Raw genomic sequence first — 15,031 nt, forward strand, 5'->3', positions numbered from 1 at the left:
GCTCGTCGAATTCGACGAGCCCACGGGCGGCCGGAGATACTGCGAATATGCCGACCGAACCGAAAATCGACAAGGCCCCTGACGGGGGTCGTACCGGCCGCCTGAACGCCGAGACGATCTTCCGATGGATGGCCACCGCGGCAGGCGCGACGATCGTCGCGGCCATCGCGTTGATCGCGCTGTTCCTGCTGATCCGCGCGGTCCCCTCGCTCATGGCCGACAACGCCAACTTCTTCACCAGCACCGAGTTCTCGACCGGCGATGCCAACAATCTTCGCTTCGGTATCCGCGACCTGTTCATGGTCACGGTCTTGAGCTCGGTGTTCGCACTCATCGTCGCGGTGCCGATCGGGGTCGGCATCGCGCTGTTCCTGACGCACTACGCGCCGTCGCGGCTGGGCAAGCCGTTCACGATGCTGATCGACCTGCTCGCCGCGGTGCCGTCGATCGTGTTCGGCCTGTGGGGCTTCCTCGTGCTGGCGCCGCAGATCGCGCCGGTGCAGGAATTCCTCAACAACAACCTCGGCTGGTTCTTCTTGTTCGCCGACGGCAACGTCTCGATCGCGGGCGGCGGCACCATCTTCACCGCCGGTGTCGTGCTCGCGGTGATGATCCTGCCGATCATCACCTCGGTGGCCCGCGAGGTCTTCGCGCTCACCCCCCGCGCGCACATCGAAGCCGCGCAGGCGCTCGGCGCCACCAAGTGGGAAGTCGTGCGGATGACCGTGCTGCCCTACGGCCGCAGCGGTGTGATCGCCGGTTCCATGCTCGGCCTCGGCCGCGCGCTCGGTGAGACGATCGCCGTGCTCGTCGTGCTGCGTACGGCGAGCAACGCGGGTAACTGGTCGCTGTTCGACGGCGGCTACACCTTCGCATCCAAGATCGCTTCGGCGGCTTCGGAGTTCAGTTCACCGCTGCCGACCGGTGCCTACATCGCCGCCGGTTTCGTTCTCTTCGCGCTGACCTTCGTCGTCAACGCGCTGGCCCGCCTGGCCTCCGGTGGAAAGGTGAACGGCTGATGACCACCTCGACGACCCTCGACAAGCCGCTCAAGGCGCCGACTTTCCGGCACGTCAGTACCGGAAGGCGGATCAAGAACAACGTCGCCACCGGCCTGGTGACCCTGTGCTTCCTCATCGCGCTGATCCCACTGGTGTGGGTGCTCTGGCTGGTCGTGAGCAAGGGTTTCACCGCGATCATCAGCTCCGACTGGTGGTTCAACTCGCAGAAGGGCATCCTGCCCGACCAGACCGGTGGCGGTGTGTACCACGCCATCTACGGCACCATCGTGCAGGCCGTGGTCGCCTCAGTCATCGCGGTGCCGCTGGGCATCATGGGTGCGGTCTACCTGGTCGAATACGGTCGCGGCCGGCTCGCCAAGGTCACCACCTTCATGGTCGACATCCTCGCCGGTGTGCCCTCGATCGTCGCCGCGCTGTTCATCTTCGCGCTCTGGATCGCCACCCTCGGCATGCCGCAGAGCTCCTTCGCCGTCTCGCTGGCGCTGGTGCTGCTGATGCTGCCGGTGGTCGTGCGCAGCACCGAGGAAATGCTCAAACTCGTGCCCGACGAGCTGCGTGAGGCGTCCTACGCGCTCGGTGTGCCGAAGTGGAAGACCATTCTGCGGATCGTCATCCCCACCGCCGCACCCGGCATGATCTCCGGCATCCTGCTCGCCGTGGCCCGCGTCATGGGCGAGACCGCGCCGGTGCTCGTGCTGGTCGGCTACTCCAAGTCGATCAACCAGAACATCTTCGACGGCAATATGGCTTCGCTGCCGCTGTTGATCTACCAAGAGCTGGCCAACCCGGAGGCCGCGGGCCGCGAACGTGTCTGGGGTGCGGCGCTCACGCTGATCCTGATGATCGCGGTGCTGTACCTGGCTGCCGCCGGCGTCAACAAGCTGCTCACCCGGAACCGATAGAAGCGAACGGAATACTCCTCATGGCCAAGCGGATCGACGTCAAAGATCTCAACATCTATTACGGCAGCTTCCACGCCGTGGCGAATGTGGAACTGACCGTGCTGCCGCGCAGCGTCACCGCCTTCATCGGACCCTCCGGCTGTGGCAAGTCCACCGTGCTGCGCTCGCTCAACCGCATGCACGAGGTGACCCCCAACGCCCGCGTCGAAGGTGCCGTGCTGCTCGACGGCGAGGACATCTACAGCTCCTCGATCGACCCCGTCGGCGTGCGTCGCACCATCGGCATGGTGTTCCAGCGCCCGAACCCGTTCCCCACCATGTCGATTCGCGACAACGTGGTGGCCGGGCTCAAGCTGCAGGGTGTGCGCAACAAGAAGGAACTCGACGAGGTCGCCGAGCGCTCCCTCAAGGGCGCCAACCTCTGGAACGAGGTCAAGGACCGCCTCGACAAGCCCGGTGGCAGCCTCTCGGGCGGTCAGCAGCAGCGTCTGTGCATCGCCCGCGCGATCGCGGTCTCGCCCGACGTGCTGCTGATGGACGAGCCGTGTTCGGCGCTGGACCCGATCTCCACCCTGGCGATCGAGGACCTGATCACCGAGCTCAAGAAAGAGTTCACGATCGTCATCGTCACCCACAACATGCAGCAGGCCGCGCGTGTGAGTGACCAGACCGGTTTCTTCAACCTCGAGGCCCAGGGCAAGCCCGGCCGCCTGATCGAGATCGACGACACCGAGAAGATCTTCTCCAACCCCACCCAGCGCGCCACCGAGGACTACATCTCCGGCCGCTTCGGTTAGGCCACTGCTGGATTCGGTGATCAATTGACAGCGAGACGCTCGGCTGGGAAATACCAGCCGAGCGTCTGCATTGATCAACCTACTGCTTTACATCCGCGATAGCCGGATAGCTGTCAGACAGCGATCCATCCGTAATTGCCCTGGCCGTACGAGTAGCACAGCCACTTCGTACCGCCCTCATACCGAGTGTTGCCAACGGTATACGCGTCGCAACGCGCTGACGGCGCAGCCGAGGCTTGCGGGGCAAGCAACGTCGCGGTCAAGATCGTGGCAACACCGACCAACGCACCAGAAATCATTCGTACTACCATCGTGAATCCTGCTCCCCTTCAGTAGATTTCACACAGGGGTACGCCAATTCGCCCCCTGTTTCGAAGCGTACCGAACCTGGGAGACACAACGACTCGCGCAGCTTCCGTATCCGCTCGCGAGGGAATACTCGGCCGGGGTAGACGAAAGGCCCGTGCATCACGCACGGGCCTTTCGTGTTCTCTCTCAGCTGGTTTCGATGTCTTCGTCGGCCGGTAGGACACCCGTCACCAGGAAGATCACGCGGCGGCCGATCTCGACGGCGTGGTCGGCGAAGCGCTCGTAGTAGCGGCCGAGCAGAGTCACGTCGACGGCGGCGGCTACGCCGTACTTCCAGTCGCGGTCCATCAGCAGGGTGAACAGGTGGCGGTGGAGGTCGTCCATCGCCTCGTCGTCCTGGTTGAGCTGGGCGGCGCGCTCGGGGTCGCGGGTCTCGAGTACCTCTTTGGCGCCGGCGCCCATGTTGACCGCGATGCGGCCCATTTCCGCGAAGTAGCCGTTGACCGACTCGGGCAGGGCGTGGGCGGGGTGGCGGCGGCGGGTCACCTTGGCCACGTGCAGCGCCAGCGCACCCATCCGGTTGACGTCGGCGACGATCTGGATCGCGCTGACGACCTGACGCAGATCACCTGCGACGGGCGCTTGCAGGGCGAGCAGCGCGAAGGCCTTCTCCTCGGCCTCGGTGATCATCACCGAGATCCGGTCCTGCTCACCGATGACCTGCTCGGCCAGACCCAGGTCGGCCTGCAGCAGCGATTGGGTGGCCTGTTCCATGGCCTGGCCAGCGAGACCGGCCATCTCACCAAGGAGGTTGGCGAGGTCGGCCATTTGCTCGTTGTAGATGACACGCATAATGGCTGACCCTAGTGGGTACTCGGTGCGCTGTCACCCAACACCGGGTTAATGCCGTGTGGCAGTGTCATGGCAGGTCAGCGTTCACTTGCAGGTGTCGTCGGCGGCGTTCATGTGCTCGAGGTCCGACGGCAGCGCCACCGGACCCGCGCTGTGCGGCTCACCGATCGGCACGTTCGGCAGTTCCGCGCCCACCGGGGTGGCCGTGCGGACGGTGCCGCCGAAGTCGGCGCCGACCACCACCTCGATGATGCTGCCCAGTTCGTTGGCCTGCTCGAGGACCGCGCCGGGGATGGTGCTCGCCACGGTGGCGGCCTCGGCTTCCAAGCCCGCCGCGAAGCGGATCTTCGAGTTCGTCGACGTGCCGCCGGAGTAGTTGCCGACGCTGTAGATGCCGAAGCCCTGGTAGTCGAGTTTGGAGGCGACGGTGCGTGCCGCGCCCGAGGAACCCGAACCGTTGGACACCAGCAGCGACATCGTGCTCGGCGCCACCGCGTACTGCTTGGGCGCGGGCGGCGCGGGTGTCGGCGCCGAACTCTGGACCTCGGGTGCCTTGGTCTCGCCCGGCAGCGGCTGATCGTCGATGACGGCGCGGAAGATGGCCTTGATGTCGGATTCGCGGGGGATCTCGTTGCCGTAGGCGGTGGTGCCCGCGGTGGGGATGGTCAGGAACGTCACCGCGCCGGCGTCCATCTTCTGCAGGGAGCGGCCGAGCAGCAGCAGGTCCTGCGGGTTCACCTTGTCGACGAAGGTGTGAGCGCTGAACGCCTGGATGAAGCCGTTGAGCTTGCCCGGATCGAAGAGCACCTTGCTCGACAGCGCACCGCGCAACAGCGAGGCGAGGAATCGCTGCTGGCGGTTGATCCGGTCGTAGTCGCTGCGTTCCTCGCCGACCACATGCCGGGCGCGCACATAGTTGAGTGCGGTCTCGCCGCTGACCCGCTGCTTGCCCGAGGTCTCCAGCACCGGGCCGAGCACACCGTCGATGATCGGCTTGGTCGAGCACACCTCGACGCCACCGATCTGGTCGACCATGGCTTCGAAGCCGGCGAAGTCGATGCCGATGAAGTGGCCGATGGTCAGGCCCGACATCTTGCGCACCACGTCGACGAGGCACTTGGGCCCGCCGCGGGCGTAGACGGCGTTGAGCTTGTCGCTCATGGCCGACGGGAGTTTCTCGTCGGTGTAGGCGGCCTTCTCGTTGTCCCAGGCCGCGCACACCGGCCGGGTGACATCGAGGTCACGCGGGAAGGACACGACCACGACGCGTGAACGGTTCTTCGGGATGTGCACCAGCATCGCCGTGTCGGCGCGGGCGCCTTCGGTGTCGGTGGCCGAGCCTGCGCCCATGTCGGCGTTGACGCCCGCTCTGGTGTCGGTGCCGACGATGAGGTAGTTCTCGTCGCCGAGCTGCATGTCACCGTCGAGGACGTCGCCGGTGGCGCCGCCGCCGAGCGCGTCGATCTGGTTGAGGCTGTTACCGGTGGCTTGCAGATAACTCCAGCCGCCGCCGGTGATCACCAGGGCGAGGACCGCGACGAACGTCAGGGCGACCCGTCCGGCGTAGCGCGCCTGCTTGCTCCGTCGTCCCGCGCGATCGTCGGGGCGACGTGGCGGTGCGGCGGCCGTGGTCTTGACCGGCCTGGCCCGCTTGGGGGGCGCTGCGGCGGTCGTGTCGGTGACCGGGGGCAGGATGTCGGTGGGCGGATCGGTCTGGTCGGCGATCCGGCGAGCGGGTGCGGCGGTGCGGACCGACGGGTTCGCCTGGGCAGGCAGCGCGGTGGTCGCAGTGCGGTCGGCGGGGGATTCGGCGTGATGGGTTTTGGCGCTGGGTGTTTTGGCGCTGGGTGTTCTGGCGCTGGGAGGGTTGGTGCCCGCGATGTCGTCGACGACGGGCGAGCCGTCGGTGCGGGGTGCGATATCGGGACGCGGGGTGGGCCGCGGTGCCTGTTCGCGGGCGCGGCGGCCGGCGCGGGAGGCGGGCTCGGCGTTGTCGGCGGGGCGCCTACTGCGGCGGGTGCGTTCGCTGTCGACCCGGTTGACCAGGTCGGCGACGGTCAACGGCGCGGCGTCCGGCGTCGCGTCCGCGTGCCGGGACCGGCGCGAGCCGGTTTCCGGTTGCTCGGTCGGTTCGGCCGTCGGGTAGCGCTCCCAGGGGGCGCGATTTCCGGGCCGGGGCGTACGCCCGCGCCGATCGTCACCCACCAACGAACCTCACTTCTTTCTCTGGCGCAGCCTGCGCGTCATCACCCGGCACCGATTCGAGCCGGAGCCGAGCGATCCCGCAATGATAACGATTCCGCCACGAGTAGCCACTCCAGTGCACATCGGAATCGCGGACGAATTGGTTGCCTGGTTCGAATCACCGAAGGAAAGCCCTGCTAGAGCACCTGCTGTTGACCGAAACGGGGGTGGCTTACGAATTGATGTCGGCTTGTTACCGGGCCTGGATCAACGGCTGCGGGGCAGCTCAGCCGCCGCTGTGCATCACATCGGCCGCGGCCGGGACGGTGTCGTCCTCGGGGTCGTCGAGCCAGCCCTCTGGGAGCACGACCTTGGTCTGCGGCGAACCCTGCCGCCCGCGCGGCCCGAGCGCGTCGGTGGGGAAGGGCACGTCCGGGTCGAGCTGTCCGACCAGATCCTCGATCTGCGACAGCTTCGACACGGTGGCGAAGCTGCGCCGCAGCTGCGAGCCGACCGGGAACCCCATCAGGTACCAGGCCATGTGCTTGCGGATATCGCGCATGGCCTTGTCCTCACCGTCGTGCTCGGTGAGCAGGGTGGCGTGGCGCACCAGGATCTCGCCGACGCGGCCCAGCGTCGGCCCCTCGGGGATCGGCTCACCGCGCAGCGCCGCGCTGAGTTCGGCGAACAGCCAGGGCCGCCCGAGGCAACCGCGCCCGACGACCACACCGTCGCAGCCGGTTTCGTTCATCATCCGCAGCGCGTCGTCGGCGGTGAAGATATCGCCGTTGCCGAGCACCGGGATGGTGGTGACGGCTTCCTTGAGCCGTGCGATGGCCGACCAGTCCGCCGCGCCCGAGTACAGCTGGGCGGCGGTGCGCGCGTGCAGCGCCACGGCCGCCGCGCCCTCGGCCTCGGCGATGCGGCCGGTGTCGAGGTAGGTGTGGTGGTCGTCGTCGATGCCGATGCGGAACTTGAAGGTGACCGGAACGCCCGCCGGTTCGGCCGCCGACACCATCTCGCGGACGATATTGGCGAACAGCCTGCGCTTATAAGGCAGGGCAGATCCGCCGCCGAGCTTGGTCACCTTGCGTACCGGGCAGCCGAGATTGAGGTCGATGTGATCGGCCCAGCCTTCGCCGACGATGATCCGCACGGCCTCGCCGAGGGTCTTGGGGTCGACGCCGTAGAGCTGCATCGAGCGCGGGTGTTCGTCGGCGTCGAACGACATCATGTGCAGCGTCTTCTCGTTGCGCTCCACCACGGCGCGGGCGGTGATCATCTCGCACACGTAGATCGAGGTCGCGCTGCCGAACTCGCGGCACAGCCTGCGGAAGGCACGGTTGGTGATGCCCGCCATCGGCGCGAGCACCACCGGCGGATCGACCGGGAAGGGCCCGATCCGCAGCGCTGCGGGCGCTTGGGGCATCGTCGTAGTCACGCCTGCCATTCTCTCATCCGGTCCGATGTGATCGATCTCGCGCATCGACGACTTTTGCCGGGTCATGACCGCCATCACCAGCTGGTGTCACCTTTTACCTGTTACTGCGAGTACGGGTATCGCCCGCCGACTCAGTAGCCTGGATCCGCTGGCACCGTCGCCTCCGGCGGTGCGCTGTCCCCACGTAATCGGAGTAGACCCCTCATGGCCGAAAGCAACGAAGGCGCCACCGACCTCACCAAAACCCCCGCTGGGCCCGCGACGAAGGGCACGGTCGCCGTCCGCGTCTCCTCGCTGGTCGGCGGTGCCGTGATCGCCGTGCTCGCGATCGTCGCGGTGGTGCTCGGCGTGCTGCTCGGTTCGGCGCGCTCGGAGATCTCCGACATGAACGATCAAGCCGCCGACAATGCGAAGGCCGAACAGATCGCCGTCGACTACGCGGTCGGTTCGGCGAGCCTGAACTACCAGGACGTCAACGCCTGGGTCGCCAAGCTCAAGGCGGGCACCTCACCGGAACTGTCGGCCAAGTTCGACGCCACCGGCGCCAAGCTCGAGCAGATCATCGTCCCGCTGAAGTGGACCTCCACCGCGACCCCGATCACCGCGAAGGTCCTCTCCCGGGAGGACGGCGTCTACAAGGTCGCCGCGTTCGTCGACGTGAGCACCACCAACGCCCAGAACCCCGACGGCCTGCGCAACACGGTTACCTACAACATCACCGTCGACAGCGGCAAGGACTGGAAGATCACCGACGTCGGCAGTGCTGACGGCGCCCTCCCACTCAAGTAGCCGATCGCCGGAAATCCACACAAAAGAGCGCTGCGCACCTTGGCATTCAAGGTGCGCAGCGCTCTTTTGAGAACTTAGACTCCGGCCATTTCGCGCTTCTTGGCCTCGCGAGCGAGCATCCGGTCGCGCTGCTCCTCGAACTTCAGCACGTCCTCGCCGAGCTTGTCGAGGAACCCGGCCAGCCGCTCACGGGTGGCCTCGCCGCGGGCGGTGAAGTCGGTGCGCTCGAAGATGTTCCACTTCTTGAGCACCGGCTGCACGACCTCTTCGAGGTGCTGACGCAGGTCGTAGATGCCGTGCTTGGCCATCAGCACGCCGTTGCGACGGAAGTTCGGCATGCCGGCGCCCGGCATCTGGAAGTTCTCGACGATCAGCGAGATCGCCTCGATCGCCTGGTCGGGCGACAGATCCAGCGCCGCACCACAGAGGTTGCGGTAGAAGATCATGTGCAGGTTCTCGTCGGCCGCCACGCGCTGGAGCATGCGGTCGGCGATCGGGTCGTCGCACACCTTGCCGGTGTTGCGGTGGCTCACCCGGGTGGCCAGTTCCTGGAAGGTCACGTAGGCGACCGAGTGCAGGAAGCCCGCGTCGACCTCGGCGGGGGAGGCGAAGCCGTTGGTCATGTGGATCATCCGCGCCTCTTCGAGGGCGACCGGATCCACGCCGCGGGTGACCACGAGGTAGTCGCGCATCACGATGCCATGGCGGTTCTCCTCGGCGGTCCAGCGACCGACCCAGGTGCCCCAGGCGCCGTCCTGGGAGAAGTTCTCGGCGATCTCGCGGTGGTAGGAGGGGAGGTTGTCCTCGGTGAGCAGATTGGTGATCATGGCCGCCTTGGCGACCTCGCTGAGCTTGGACTGCTCAGGATCCCAATCGATGCCGCCCATGGCCGCGAAGTTGCGGCCCTCGTCCCACGGGACGTAGTCGTGCGGGTGCCATTCCTTGGCGAGCGACATGTGCCGGTTGACGTTTTCCTCGGCAACCGGCTCCAACTCCGTGAGCAGTTCGAGTTGAGTCAGATCCCTTGCCATGTAAAAACCCTTCGCTGTCGTGCTTGCGGTCGAACGTCGCGATGCGGCCATACCTTACGGCACCGTAGGTGTGATGCGAAACGCAACAGAGCGGTTTTCCATCGATATTGAGCAACGTCACTACCAGTCAGTAGGACCGATGGTTGTGCTGACGAGTCTAGGCGTTCGGCCCGCAGCATTGGGACTATCGCTACGGGCCGCACGACGTTAACTACCGGTAGGTGAACAGTTCATCGCTTGCCGCCGAGCAGCCCGCCGAGCACGCTGCCCAGCGCACCGCCCGCGTTCTTCGACAGCGCCTCGCCGATCACGCCGCCGAGCCCGCCGGTGTTACTGCTGCCGCCGAGCAGCCCGCCGAGCAGGTCGCCGAGACCGCCGTTGGAAGCCGGGGCCTGCTGCTGCTGTGGGGCCGCCCCGCCGCCGGTGAGCTGTTTGGCCAAGTAGGCGAGCACGATCGGGGCCAGAATCGGCAGCAGCTTGGCGATGAGGTCGTTGCCGCCGGTGCCGCCGCCCGCGCCGAGCGCGCTGATGACGGTGTTCTTCTCGGTGCCGAAGACGTTGTCGACGATCTTCTCGCCGTCGCCCACGTCGACCTGTCCCAGATCCACCGCGCCCTTGCCCTCGACGAGCCCGCCGTGATTGTCGAGCGCACCGAGCAGTGCGGCCGCGCCCTGTGGCTCGGTGGCGTTGGCCTGGAGTCCGCCGAGCAGGGTCGGCAGTGCGGCCTGGACGGCCGTGGTCGCCGTCGCCTGGTCGACGCCGAGCTGGTCGGCGATCTGGCCGATCGGTACCTGGGAGAGCAGATCATCGAAAGAAGTCATCGCACGCCGCCTGAGGTCGTAGGTGCCCGGTAGCCGGGTCGCGCTCAGCGTACGTCGCCACGTGACGATGGTCACGATGATGAGTTGGTGGTGCCCCCTGTAGGACTCGAACCTACGACCTAGTGATTAAAAGTCACCAGCTCTACCAACTGAGCTAAAGGGGCGCGCAGCGGAGTCTAGCGGACGGTGTGCCGTAGGTCCGAATAGTGGTCCCCGGTCGGGTCGCGGGCACCCGATCCGCGCTGGTGGTCACCGGTAACGGCGCCGAGGCCGGCACCGATTCGGTGGTAAACACCTGGTGCCCCAGCGATGTTCGCGCTGTGGGTTGCGTATGGTCGTCGAATACTGTTGTATCGCAACATCTTTCGACAAGCAGGGGTGCAGCAACGATGGAGTGGTCCGAGGTGGGCGCCGGTCTCGCGACCGTCCGGCGAACTTCGGCGGTGCCGAGGGGCCGCTCAACCGGGCTGTGCGACTGGGTAATTCGTACCCGAAGTAACCATTCCGGTTGCGCTTCGTTTGCTGGGCTGGATAACCGGACCGGATGTTCGGTTAGGTACTCCAATCGCCGCGTGTCGACTCGGGAATGCGGGTACGGTGATCGCCTGGTGAATATCGAAACAATCACCGGTGCCGCATTTTCCGTGGTTCCGGCGCAGGGTGCGGTGTTCGGCGAATTCACCGAAGGTATGCAGTGCCGGAAGTTCGTGAGGGGTTCGCGAACTCTGGGCAAAGGGGTAGGCGTCACCGCAGGAAGGGGTTCTCACAGGTGGCGGGGCATGCGCGCGAGGCGCTGCGAGTTTTTCATACCGAAAGTTTGAATTAAAACCACAATTCGTGCCAACGGTCGGTTTTGATCGATGGCGTCGAGAAGGTTCGGAGGCGTTTCGAGCATGGCACGGCAGCAAGAGCGGGCGCGCCGGACACGCGCGGCGATAATCAAGTCCGCGGCCGTCGAGTTCGGCAAGAGCGGATATGCCGCGGCATCGCTCAACCGCATTCTGGAAGGGTCGCGCGCCACCAAGGGCGCGATGTACTTCCATTTCGATTCCAAGGAAGACCTGGCGCGCGCGGTGCTCGAGACCGCGGTCGAGCGCTACCGGATCTGCGCGGAGCGCTGGCTCGCCCGCGTCGACCTCGGTCCGCTCGACGTGCTGCACGGCATGGTCGACGAGATCGCGCTGCGGCTCGAGCACGACACCATCGTGCAGGCCGAGTACCGCCTGGTGATCGAACCCGACTTCCATCGCGACACCGGCAACGGCGGCGGCCGCATCCTCGGTCGCGCCACCCGCGTGCTCGCGGTCCGCGCCATCGACGACGGCCAGCTGCGCGCCGACGCCGACCCCGACCGCTTCACCCGAACCCTGTCCGCGGCCCTGGCGGGCCAGCGCTACCTGGTCGACCCGATCGCCAACGGCTCCGCCGCCGACCTGCGCGCCCGCTTCGCCGAGGTGCTGGAGGTTATCGTGGAGGCCATGGCCACCCCGGTGTGGATCCAGAACTTCCGCACCGAGGGCTGGCGCGAGCAAGCACGCCTGGAAGACCTCGGTTTGAGCGCTTGACCAGGCGATTTGGAACTCCGCACTGACCTGTCATAAGCTATGCGAGCTCCCAACGGAAACGTTGAAGCCGCCCCGGAGAGATTCGGAACGAGCCCCCTTCGTCTAGCGGCCTAGGACGCCGCCCTTTCAAGGCGGTAGCGCGGGTTCGAATCCCGTAGGGGGTACAGTCTTCGGACTGAACCGGTAATAAAGCATGGCCCTGTAGCGCAGTTGGTTAGCGCGCCGCCCTGTCACGGCGGAGGTCGCGGGTTCGAGTCCCGTCAGGGTCGCAAGTGGTATCCAGAGCAATTCGGGTACTTCCGGCCAGGTAGCTCAGTTGGTACGAGCGACCGCCTGAAAAGCGGTAGGTCGCCGGTTCGATCCCGGCTCTGGCCACCTTTGATCCCCTCACCGAAGTTTCACGGTGAGGGGATTTTTTGTCTGTCAGGGCATCCGCAGCGCGTTGGCCCACAGGCGTGACACGGTGTGCACGACTTCTTCCATCGGCATCTGCTCGAGCTCCTCGCCGCCGGTCACGAAGTAGTTGAACGCCATCCGGCTCACCATGCTCGACAGCGCACGCGAGGTGAGCACCGGATCGAGGCTCGGATCGGCCAGCCCACGCCGCTGCAGTTCGGCGATCCCGCGGGCATTGCGCCCGATGAACGCGTCGGCGCGCTGCTGACGCAACTTGCCGAACTCGGGGTCGATATTGGCGACCTGTTCGAGCAGACCCATCAGCTTCGCATTGCGCTTGTAGGCCTCGAAGTAGGCGAGATTGGCGGCCTCGACGATCGAGGCCGGGTCGTCTTCGCCGGTCACGTGCGCCATGCCGGGATGCATCATGTCCTCTTGGGCACGTTCGAGGATCGCGGCGAAGATCTCTTCTTTGCTCGCGAAGTAGGTGTAGAAGGTGCCCGACGAGCAGTTGGCTTCCTGGGTGATGTCGATGAGCCGGGTGTCGAGGTAGCCCATCCGCTCGAACACCGTGCGGCCCGCCGCGATCAGCCCGTCACGCGTGCGCAGACCGCGCTGGGTGGTCGGCAGGTCGCGCAACAGCGAGGTGCGTGCCATCGAGGGCAGCGCGCCCTCGCTGTCGGTGGGTTCCATGCTTGTAGTTATACCGGCGGTCACGGGTGGAACACGACGCGGCCGACGGTGTGCCCGTCGCCGAGACGGCCGAGGCCGTCGGGTACATCGCCGAGCGAAAGCCGTTCGCTGATCAGCGGTTTCACGAGTCCGGCCCCGGCGAGGCGGGTGAGCTCGGTGTGGCAGTCGGCGATCGCCTGCTGGTTGTACTGCTTGTAGAGACCCCAGTGCAGACCGATGATCGAGTAGTTCTTGATCAGCGCGTGGTTGAGTGCGGGCTGGGGGATGGTGCCGCCGGCGAAGCCGATCACCAGGATGCGGCCTTCGAAGGCGATGCATTTGGTGGACCTGGCGTAGGCGTCGCCGCCGACCGGGTCGTAGACCACATCGGCGCCGCGTCCGCCGGTGAACTCCTTGACGATCGGCACGAAGTCCTCGGTGTGCCGGTCGATCACGAGGTCGGCGCCGAGTTCGCGGCAGTACTCGGCCTTGTCGGGCCCGCCGACGACACCGATCACCCGCGCACCCGCGGCCTTGCCCAACTGCACGGCGGAACTGCCGACACCACCTGCCGCGGCGTGCACCAGCAGTGTCTCGCCGGGTTGCAGCTGCGTCCGGCGGTGCAGGGCGAACCAGCTCGTCTGATAGCCGATGACCAGCGCGGAAGCCTCGGCATCGTCGAGGGATTCCGGTGCGGGGAAGGCGTTCTCGGCGTCGAGCACAGCCAGCTCGGCGAACGCGCCACCGGGCAGATTCGAGGTGCCGACGATCCGATCGCCGATCGCGAACCGGTCCACACCCGCGCCGACCGCCAGCACTTCACCGCAGAGTTCGACGCCCGGGGTGAAGGGCAAGGGCGGTTTGATCTGGTACTGCCCACGACACAGCAGCACATCGGGGAAGTTGGCGGGTGCCGCGAGAACGCGCACCAGCACCTGTCCCGGACCGGCTACCGGATCGTCGATGTCGTTGAACTGCAGGACTTCTCGTGGTTCGCCGAGTTCGCCTACCTGCCAGGCCTTCATCAGCTCCCCGCTCGCTCACGGTACTTGTTCAATTCCTGCCGGGCGATGGAACGCTTGTGCACCTCGTCGGGACCGTCGGCCAGGCGCAGCGTGCGCAGGCCCGCCCAGGCGGCGGCGAGCGGGAAGTCGTCGGTGACCCCGCCCGCGCCGTGCACCTGAATGGCCCGGTCCACGACCTTCAGCGCGATGTTCGGCGCGGCCACCTTGATGGCGGCGATCTCGGTGCGCGCGGCCTTGTTGCCCACGGTGTCCATCAGATGGGCGGCCTTGAGCGTGAGCAGCCGGATCATCTCGATATCGATGCGCGACTCGGCGATCCAGTCCTGGATATTGGCGTTCTCGGACACCGGCTTACCGAAGGTGACCCGCTGTTGCGCGCGCTTGCACAGCAGTTCCAGCGCCCGCTCGGCCATGCCGATGCTGCGCATGCAGTGGTGGATGCGTCCCGGTCCCAGCCGGGCCTGGCTGATCGCGAAGCCCTCGCCCTCGCCTTTGAGCACGTCGGTGACGGGCACCCGCACATCGGCGAAGTCGATCTCGGCGTGGCCTTCGCGTTCCTGGTAGCCGAACACCGGCAGCCCGCGCAGGATCGTCACGCCCGGTGCGTCGATCGGGACCACCATCATCGACTGCTGGCGGTGCGGTGCCGCGGTGGGATCGGTCTTGCCCATCACGATCATCACGCGACAGTTCTTGTGCAAGGCGTTGGTGGCGAACCACTTCCGTCCGTTGAGCACGTACTCCTCACCGTCGCGCACCATCGACAGTTCGATATTGGTGGCGTCGGAGCTGGCCACGCGCGGCTCGGTCATCGCGAAGGCGGAGGCCATGGTGCCGTCGAGCAGTGGCTTCAGGTACTTCTCTTTGTGCTCGTCGGTGCCGAACAGTTCCAGCACCTCCATGTTCCCGGTGTCGGGGGCGTTGCAGTTGCAGGCCTCCGGCGCGAGGGGGCTGCGGCCCATGATCTCGGCCAGTGGCGCGTATTCGAGGTTGGTCAGGCCGGGTCCGCGGCCGGGGTGGGGGTGGAAGAGGTTCCACAGGCCGCGCCGTTTGGCTTCGGCTTTGAGTTCCTCCATGATCGGCGGCTGGAAGTGCGGGTCGCCGGACTCCCGCATCTGCTCGTCGTAGACGGCTTCGGCGGGGTAGACGTGGGCGTCCATGAAGTCCAGGAGGTCTTCGGAGTACTTCTTGGCGCGGTCGCTCAGTTCGAACAGTGACATGGATG

General features: G+C 66.3%; 13 protein-coding genes and 4 tRNA genes. 8 read left to right on the forward strand and 9 right to left on the reverse strand.

The genetic code is table 11. The features are described 5' to 3' along the window. Nucleotides 1–47: 47 nt before the first annotated feature. Genes pstC through pstB form a run of 3 tightly spaced genes read left to right on the forward strand, consistent with a single transcriptional unit; the run spans nucleotide 48 to nucleotide 2,721 of the window. Entirely contained in the window at nucleotides 48–1,019 is a 972-nt protein-coding gene (gene pstC / locus ACFWUP_RS13305; RefSeq protein ID WP_379233885.1) for a phosphate ABC transporter permease subunit PstC, read from the forward strand. Continuing rightward, nucleotides 1,019–1,924: a phosphate ABC transporter permease PstA gene (pstA, locus tag ACFWUP_RS13310; protein WP_379233887.1), complete on the forward strand. Its 906-nt coding sequence runs from the start codon at nucleotides 1,019–1,021 to the stop codon at nucleotides 1,922–1,924. The genes pstC and pstA overlap by 1 nt, the downstream gene beginning before the upstream one ends. A gap of 20 nt (nucleotides 1,925–1,944) precedes the next feature. Then, the gene (gene pstB, locus ACFWUP_RS13315) at nucleotides 1,945–2,721 is read left to right on the forward strand and encodes a phosphate ABC transporter ATP-binding protein PstB (RefSeq protein WP_056818713.1); all 777 of its coding nucleotides are present in this window, start codon (nucleotides 1,945–1,947) and stop codon (nucleotides 2,719–2,721) included. A gap of 495 nt (nucleotides 2,722–3,216) precedes the next feature. On the opposite strand, the gene phoU is transcribed toward pstB, so the two are convergent. From phoU to dusB, 3 genes are all read right to left on the reverse strand, one after another. Beyond that, the gene (phoU, locus tag ACFWUP_RS13320; RefSeq protein ID WP_379233889.1) at nucleotides 3,217–3,882 is read right to left on the reverse strand and encodes a phosphate signaling complex protein PhoU; all 666 of its coding nucleotides are present in this window, start codon (nucleotides 3,880–3,882) and stop codon (nucleotides 3,217–3,219) included. An 84-nt stretch (nucleotides 3,883–3,966) separates the two neighbouring features. Beyond that, the gene (locus ACFWUP_RS13325) at nucleotides 3,967–6,087 is read right to left on the reverse strand and encodes an LCP family protein (RefSeq protein ID WP_379233891.1); all 2,121 of its coding nucleotides are present in this window, start codon (nucleotides 6,085–6,087) and stop codon (nucleotides 3,967–3,969) included. Nucleotides 6,088–6,352: 265 nt separating this feature from the next. Beyond that, nucleotides 6,353–7,474 (reverse strand): tRNA dihydrouridine synthase DusB, encoded by a 1,122-nt coding sequence (gene dusB, locus ACFWUP_RS13330; RefSeq protein ID WP_379234200.1) that lies wholly within the window; start codon nucleotides 7,472–7,474, stop codon nucleotides 6,353–6,355. A 237-nt stretch (nucleotides 7,475–7,711) separates the two neighbouring features. Between dusB and ACFWUP_RS13335 the strand changes: the two genes are divergently transcribed. After that, a complete protein-coding gene (locus tag ACFWUP_RS13335; RefSeq protein WP_379233893.1) occupies nucleotides 7,712–8,296 on the forward strand; it encodes a hypothetical protein in 585 nt (194 codons plus the stop codon). Between the two features lie 74 nt (nucleotides 8,297–8,370). Here the strand turns inward: ACFWUP_RS13335 and ACFWUP_RS13340 are convergent, their stop codons facing one another. The 3 genes from ACFWUP_RS13340 to ACFWUP_RS13350 form a co-directional block, all read right to left on the reverse strand. Continuing rightward, on the reverse strand, nucleotides 8,371–9,327 hold the full coding sequence (locus ACFWUP_RS13340) for an acyl-ACP desaturase (protein WP_379233894.1): 957 nt from the start codon (nucleotides 9,325–9,327) through the stop codon (nucleotides 8,371–8,373). 230 nt (nucleotides 9,328–9,557) lie between these two features. After that, nucleotides 9,558–10,148, reverse strand: a complete 591-nt coding sequence (locus ACFWUP_RS13345) for a DUF937 domain-containing protein (protein ID WP_379233896.1) — start codon at nucleotides 10,146–10,148, stop codon at nucleotides 9,558–9,560. An 88-nt stretch (nucleotides 10,149–10,236) separates the two neighbouring features. Next, nucleotides 10,237–10,312 (reverse strand) — tRNA-Lys (locus ACFWUP_RS13350). A 729-nt stretch (nucleotides 10,313–11,041) separates the two neighbouring features. Here ACFWUP_RS13350 and ACFWUP_RS13355 point away from each other — a divergent pair. The 4 genes from ACFWUP_RS13355 (at nucleotide 11,042) to ACFWUP_RS13370 (ending at nucleotide 12,088) form a co-directional block, all read left to right on the forward strand. Then, a complete protein-coding gene (locus tag ACFWUP_RS13355; RefSeq protein WP_379233898.1) occupies nucleotides 11,042–11,713 on the forward strand; it encodes a TetR family transcriptional regulator in 672 nt (223 codons plus the stop codon). Between the two features lie 91 nt (nucleotides 11,714–11,804). Next, nucleotides 11,805–11,877 (forward strand) — tRNA-Glu (locus tag ACFWUP_RS13360). 31 nt (nucleotides 11,878–11,908) lie between these two features. After that, nucleotides 11,909–11,982: transfer RNA gene (locus tag ACFWUP_RS13365), tRNA-Asp, on the forward strand. A gap of 32 nt (nucleotides 11,983–12,014) precedes the next feature. Continuing rightward, a tRNA-Phe gene (locus ACFWUP_RS13370) sits at nucleotides 12,015–12,088 on the forward strand. Nucleotides 12,089–12,136: 48 nt separating this feature from the next. Here the strand turns inward: ACFWUP_RS13370 and ACFWUP_RS13375 are convergent. Genes ACFWUP_RS13375 through ACFWUP_RS13385 form a run of 3 tightly spaced genes read right to left on the reverse strand, consistent with a single transcriptional unit; the run spans nucleotide 12,137 to nucleotide 15,026 of the window. Then, entirely contained in the window at nucleotides 12,137–12,802 is a 666-nt protein-coding gene (locus ACFWUP_RS13375; RefSeq protein ID WP_379233900.1) for a TetR/AcrR family transcriptional regulator, read from the reverse strand. Nucleotides 12,803–12,822: 20 nt separating this feature from the next. After that, on the reverse strand, nucleotides 12,823–13,806 hold the full coding sequence (locus tag ACFWUP_RS13380; protein ID WP_379233902.1) for an NADPH:quinone oxidoreductase family protein: 984 nt from the start codon (nucleotides 13,804–13,806) through the stop codon (nucleotides 12,823–12,825). Further along, on the reverse strand, nucleotides 13,806–15,026 hold the full coding sequence (locus ACFWUP_RS13385) for an acyl-CoA dehydrogenase family protein (protein WP_379233904.1): 1,221 nt from the start codon (nucleotides 15,024–15,026) through the stop codon (nucleotides 13,806–13,808). The genes ACFWUP_RS13380 and ACFWUP_RS13385 overlap by 1 nt, the downstream gene beginning before the upstream one ends. Between the last annotated feature and the right edge of the window lie 5 nt (nucleotides 15,027–15,031).

Source organism: Nocardia sp. NPDC058658 (assembly GCF_042716665.1).
In the GTDB taxonomy this organism is placed as follows: Bacteria; Actinomycetota; Actinomycetes; order Mycobacteriales; family Mycobacteriaceae; genus Nocardia.

Excerpts from the sequence above, each read along its gene's own strand:
- pstC (WP_379233885.1), top strand. The coding sequence starts at position 48 with ATGCCGACCGAACCGAAAATCGACAAGGCCCCTGACGGGGGTCGTACC.
- pstA (WP_379233887.1), top strand. The coding sequence starts at position 1,019 with ATGACCACCTCGACGACCCTCGACAAGCCGCTCAAGGCGCCGACTTTC.
- pstB (WP_056818713.1), top strand. The coding sequence starts at position 1,945 with ATGGCCAAGCGGATCGACGTCAAAGATCTCAACATCTATTACGGCAGC.
- phoU (WP_379233889.1), bottom strand. The coding sequence starts at position 3,882 with ATGCGTGTCATCTACAACGAGCAAATGGCCGACCTCGCCAACCTCCTT.
- ACFWUP_RS13335 (WP_379233893.1), top strand. The coding sequence starts at position 7,712 with ATGGCCGAAAGCAACGAAGGCGCCACCGACCTCACCAAAACCCCCGCT.
- ACFWUP_RS13340 (WP_379233894.1), bottom strand. The coding sequence starts at position 9,327 with ATGGCAAGGGATCTGACTCAACTCGAACTGCTCACGGAGTTGGAGCCG.
- ACFWUP_RS13345 (WP_379233896.1), bottom strand. The coding sequence starts at position 10,148 with ATGACTTCTTTCGATGATCTGCTCTCCCAGGTACCGATCGGCCAGATC.
- ACFWUP_RS13355 (WP_379233898.1), top strand. The coding sequence starts at position 11,042 with ATGGCACGGCAGCAAGAGCGGGCGCGCCGGACACGCGCGGCGATAATC.
- ACFWUP_RS13375 (WP_379233900.1), bottom strand. The coding sequence starts at position 12,802 with ATGGAACCCACCGACAGCGAGGGCGCGCTGCCCTCGATGGCACGCACC.
- ACFWUP_RS13380 (WP_379233902.1), bottom strand. The coding sequence starts at position 13,806 with ATGAAGGCCTGGCAGGTAGGCGAACTCGGCGAACCACGAGAAGTCCTG.
- ACFWUP_RS13385 (WP_379233904.1), bottom strand. The coding sequence starts at position 15,026 with ATGTCACTGTTCGAACTGAGCGACCGCGCCAAGAAGTACTCCGAAGAC.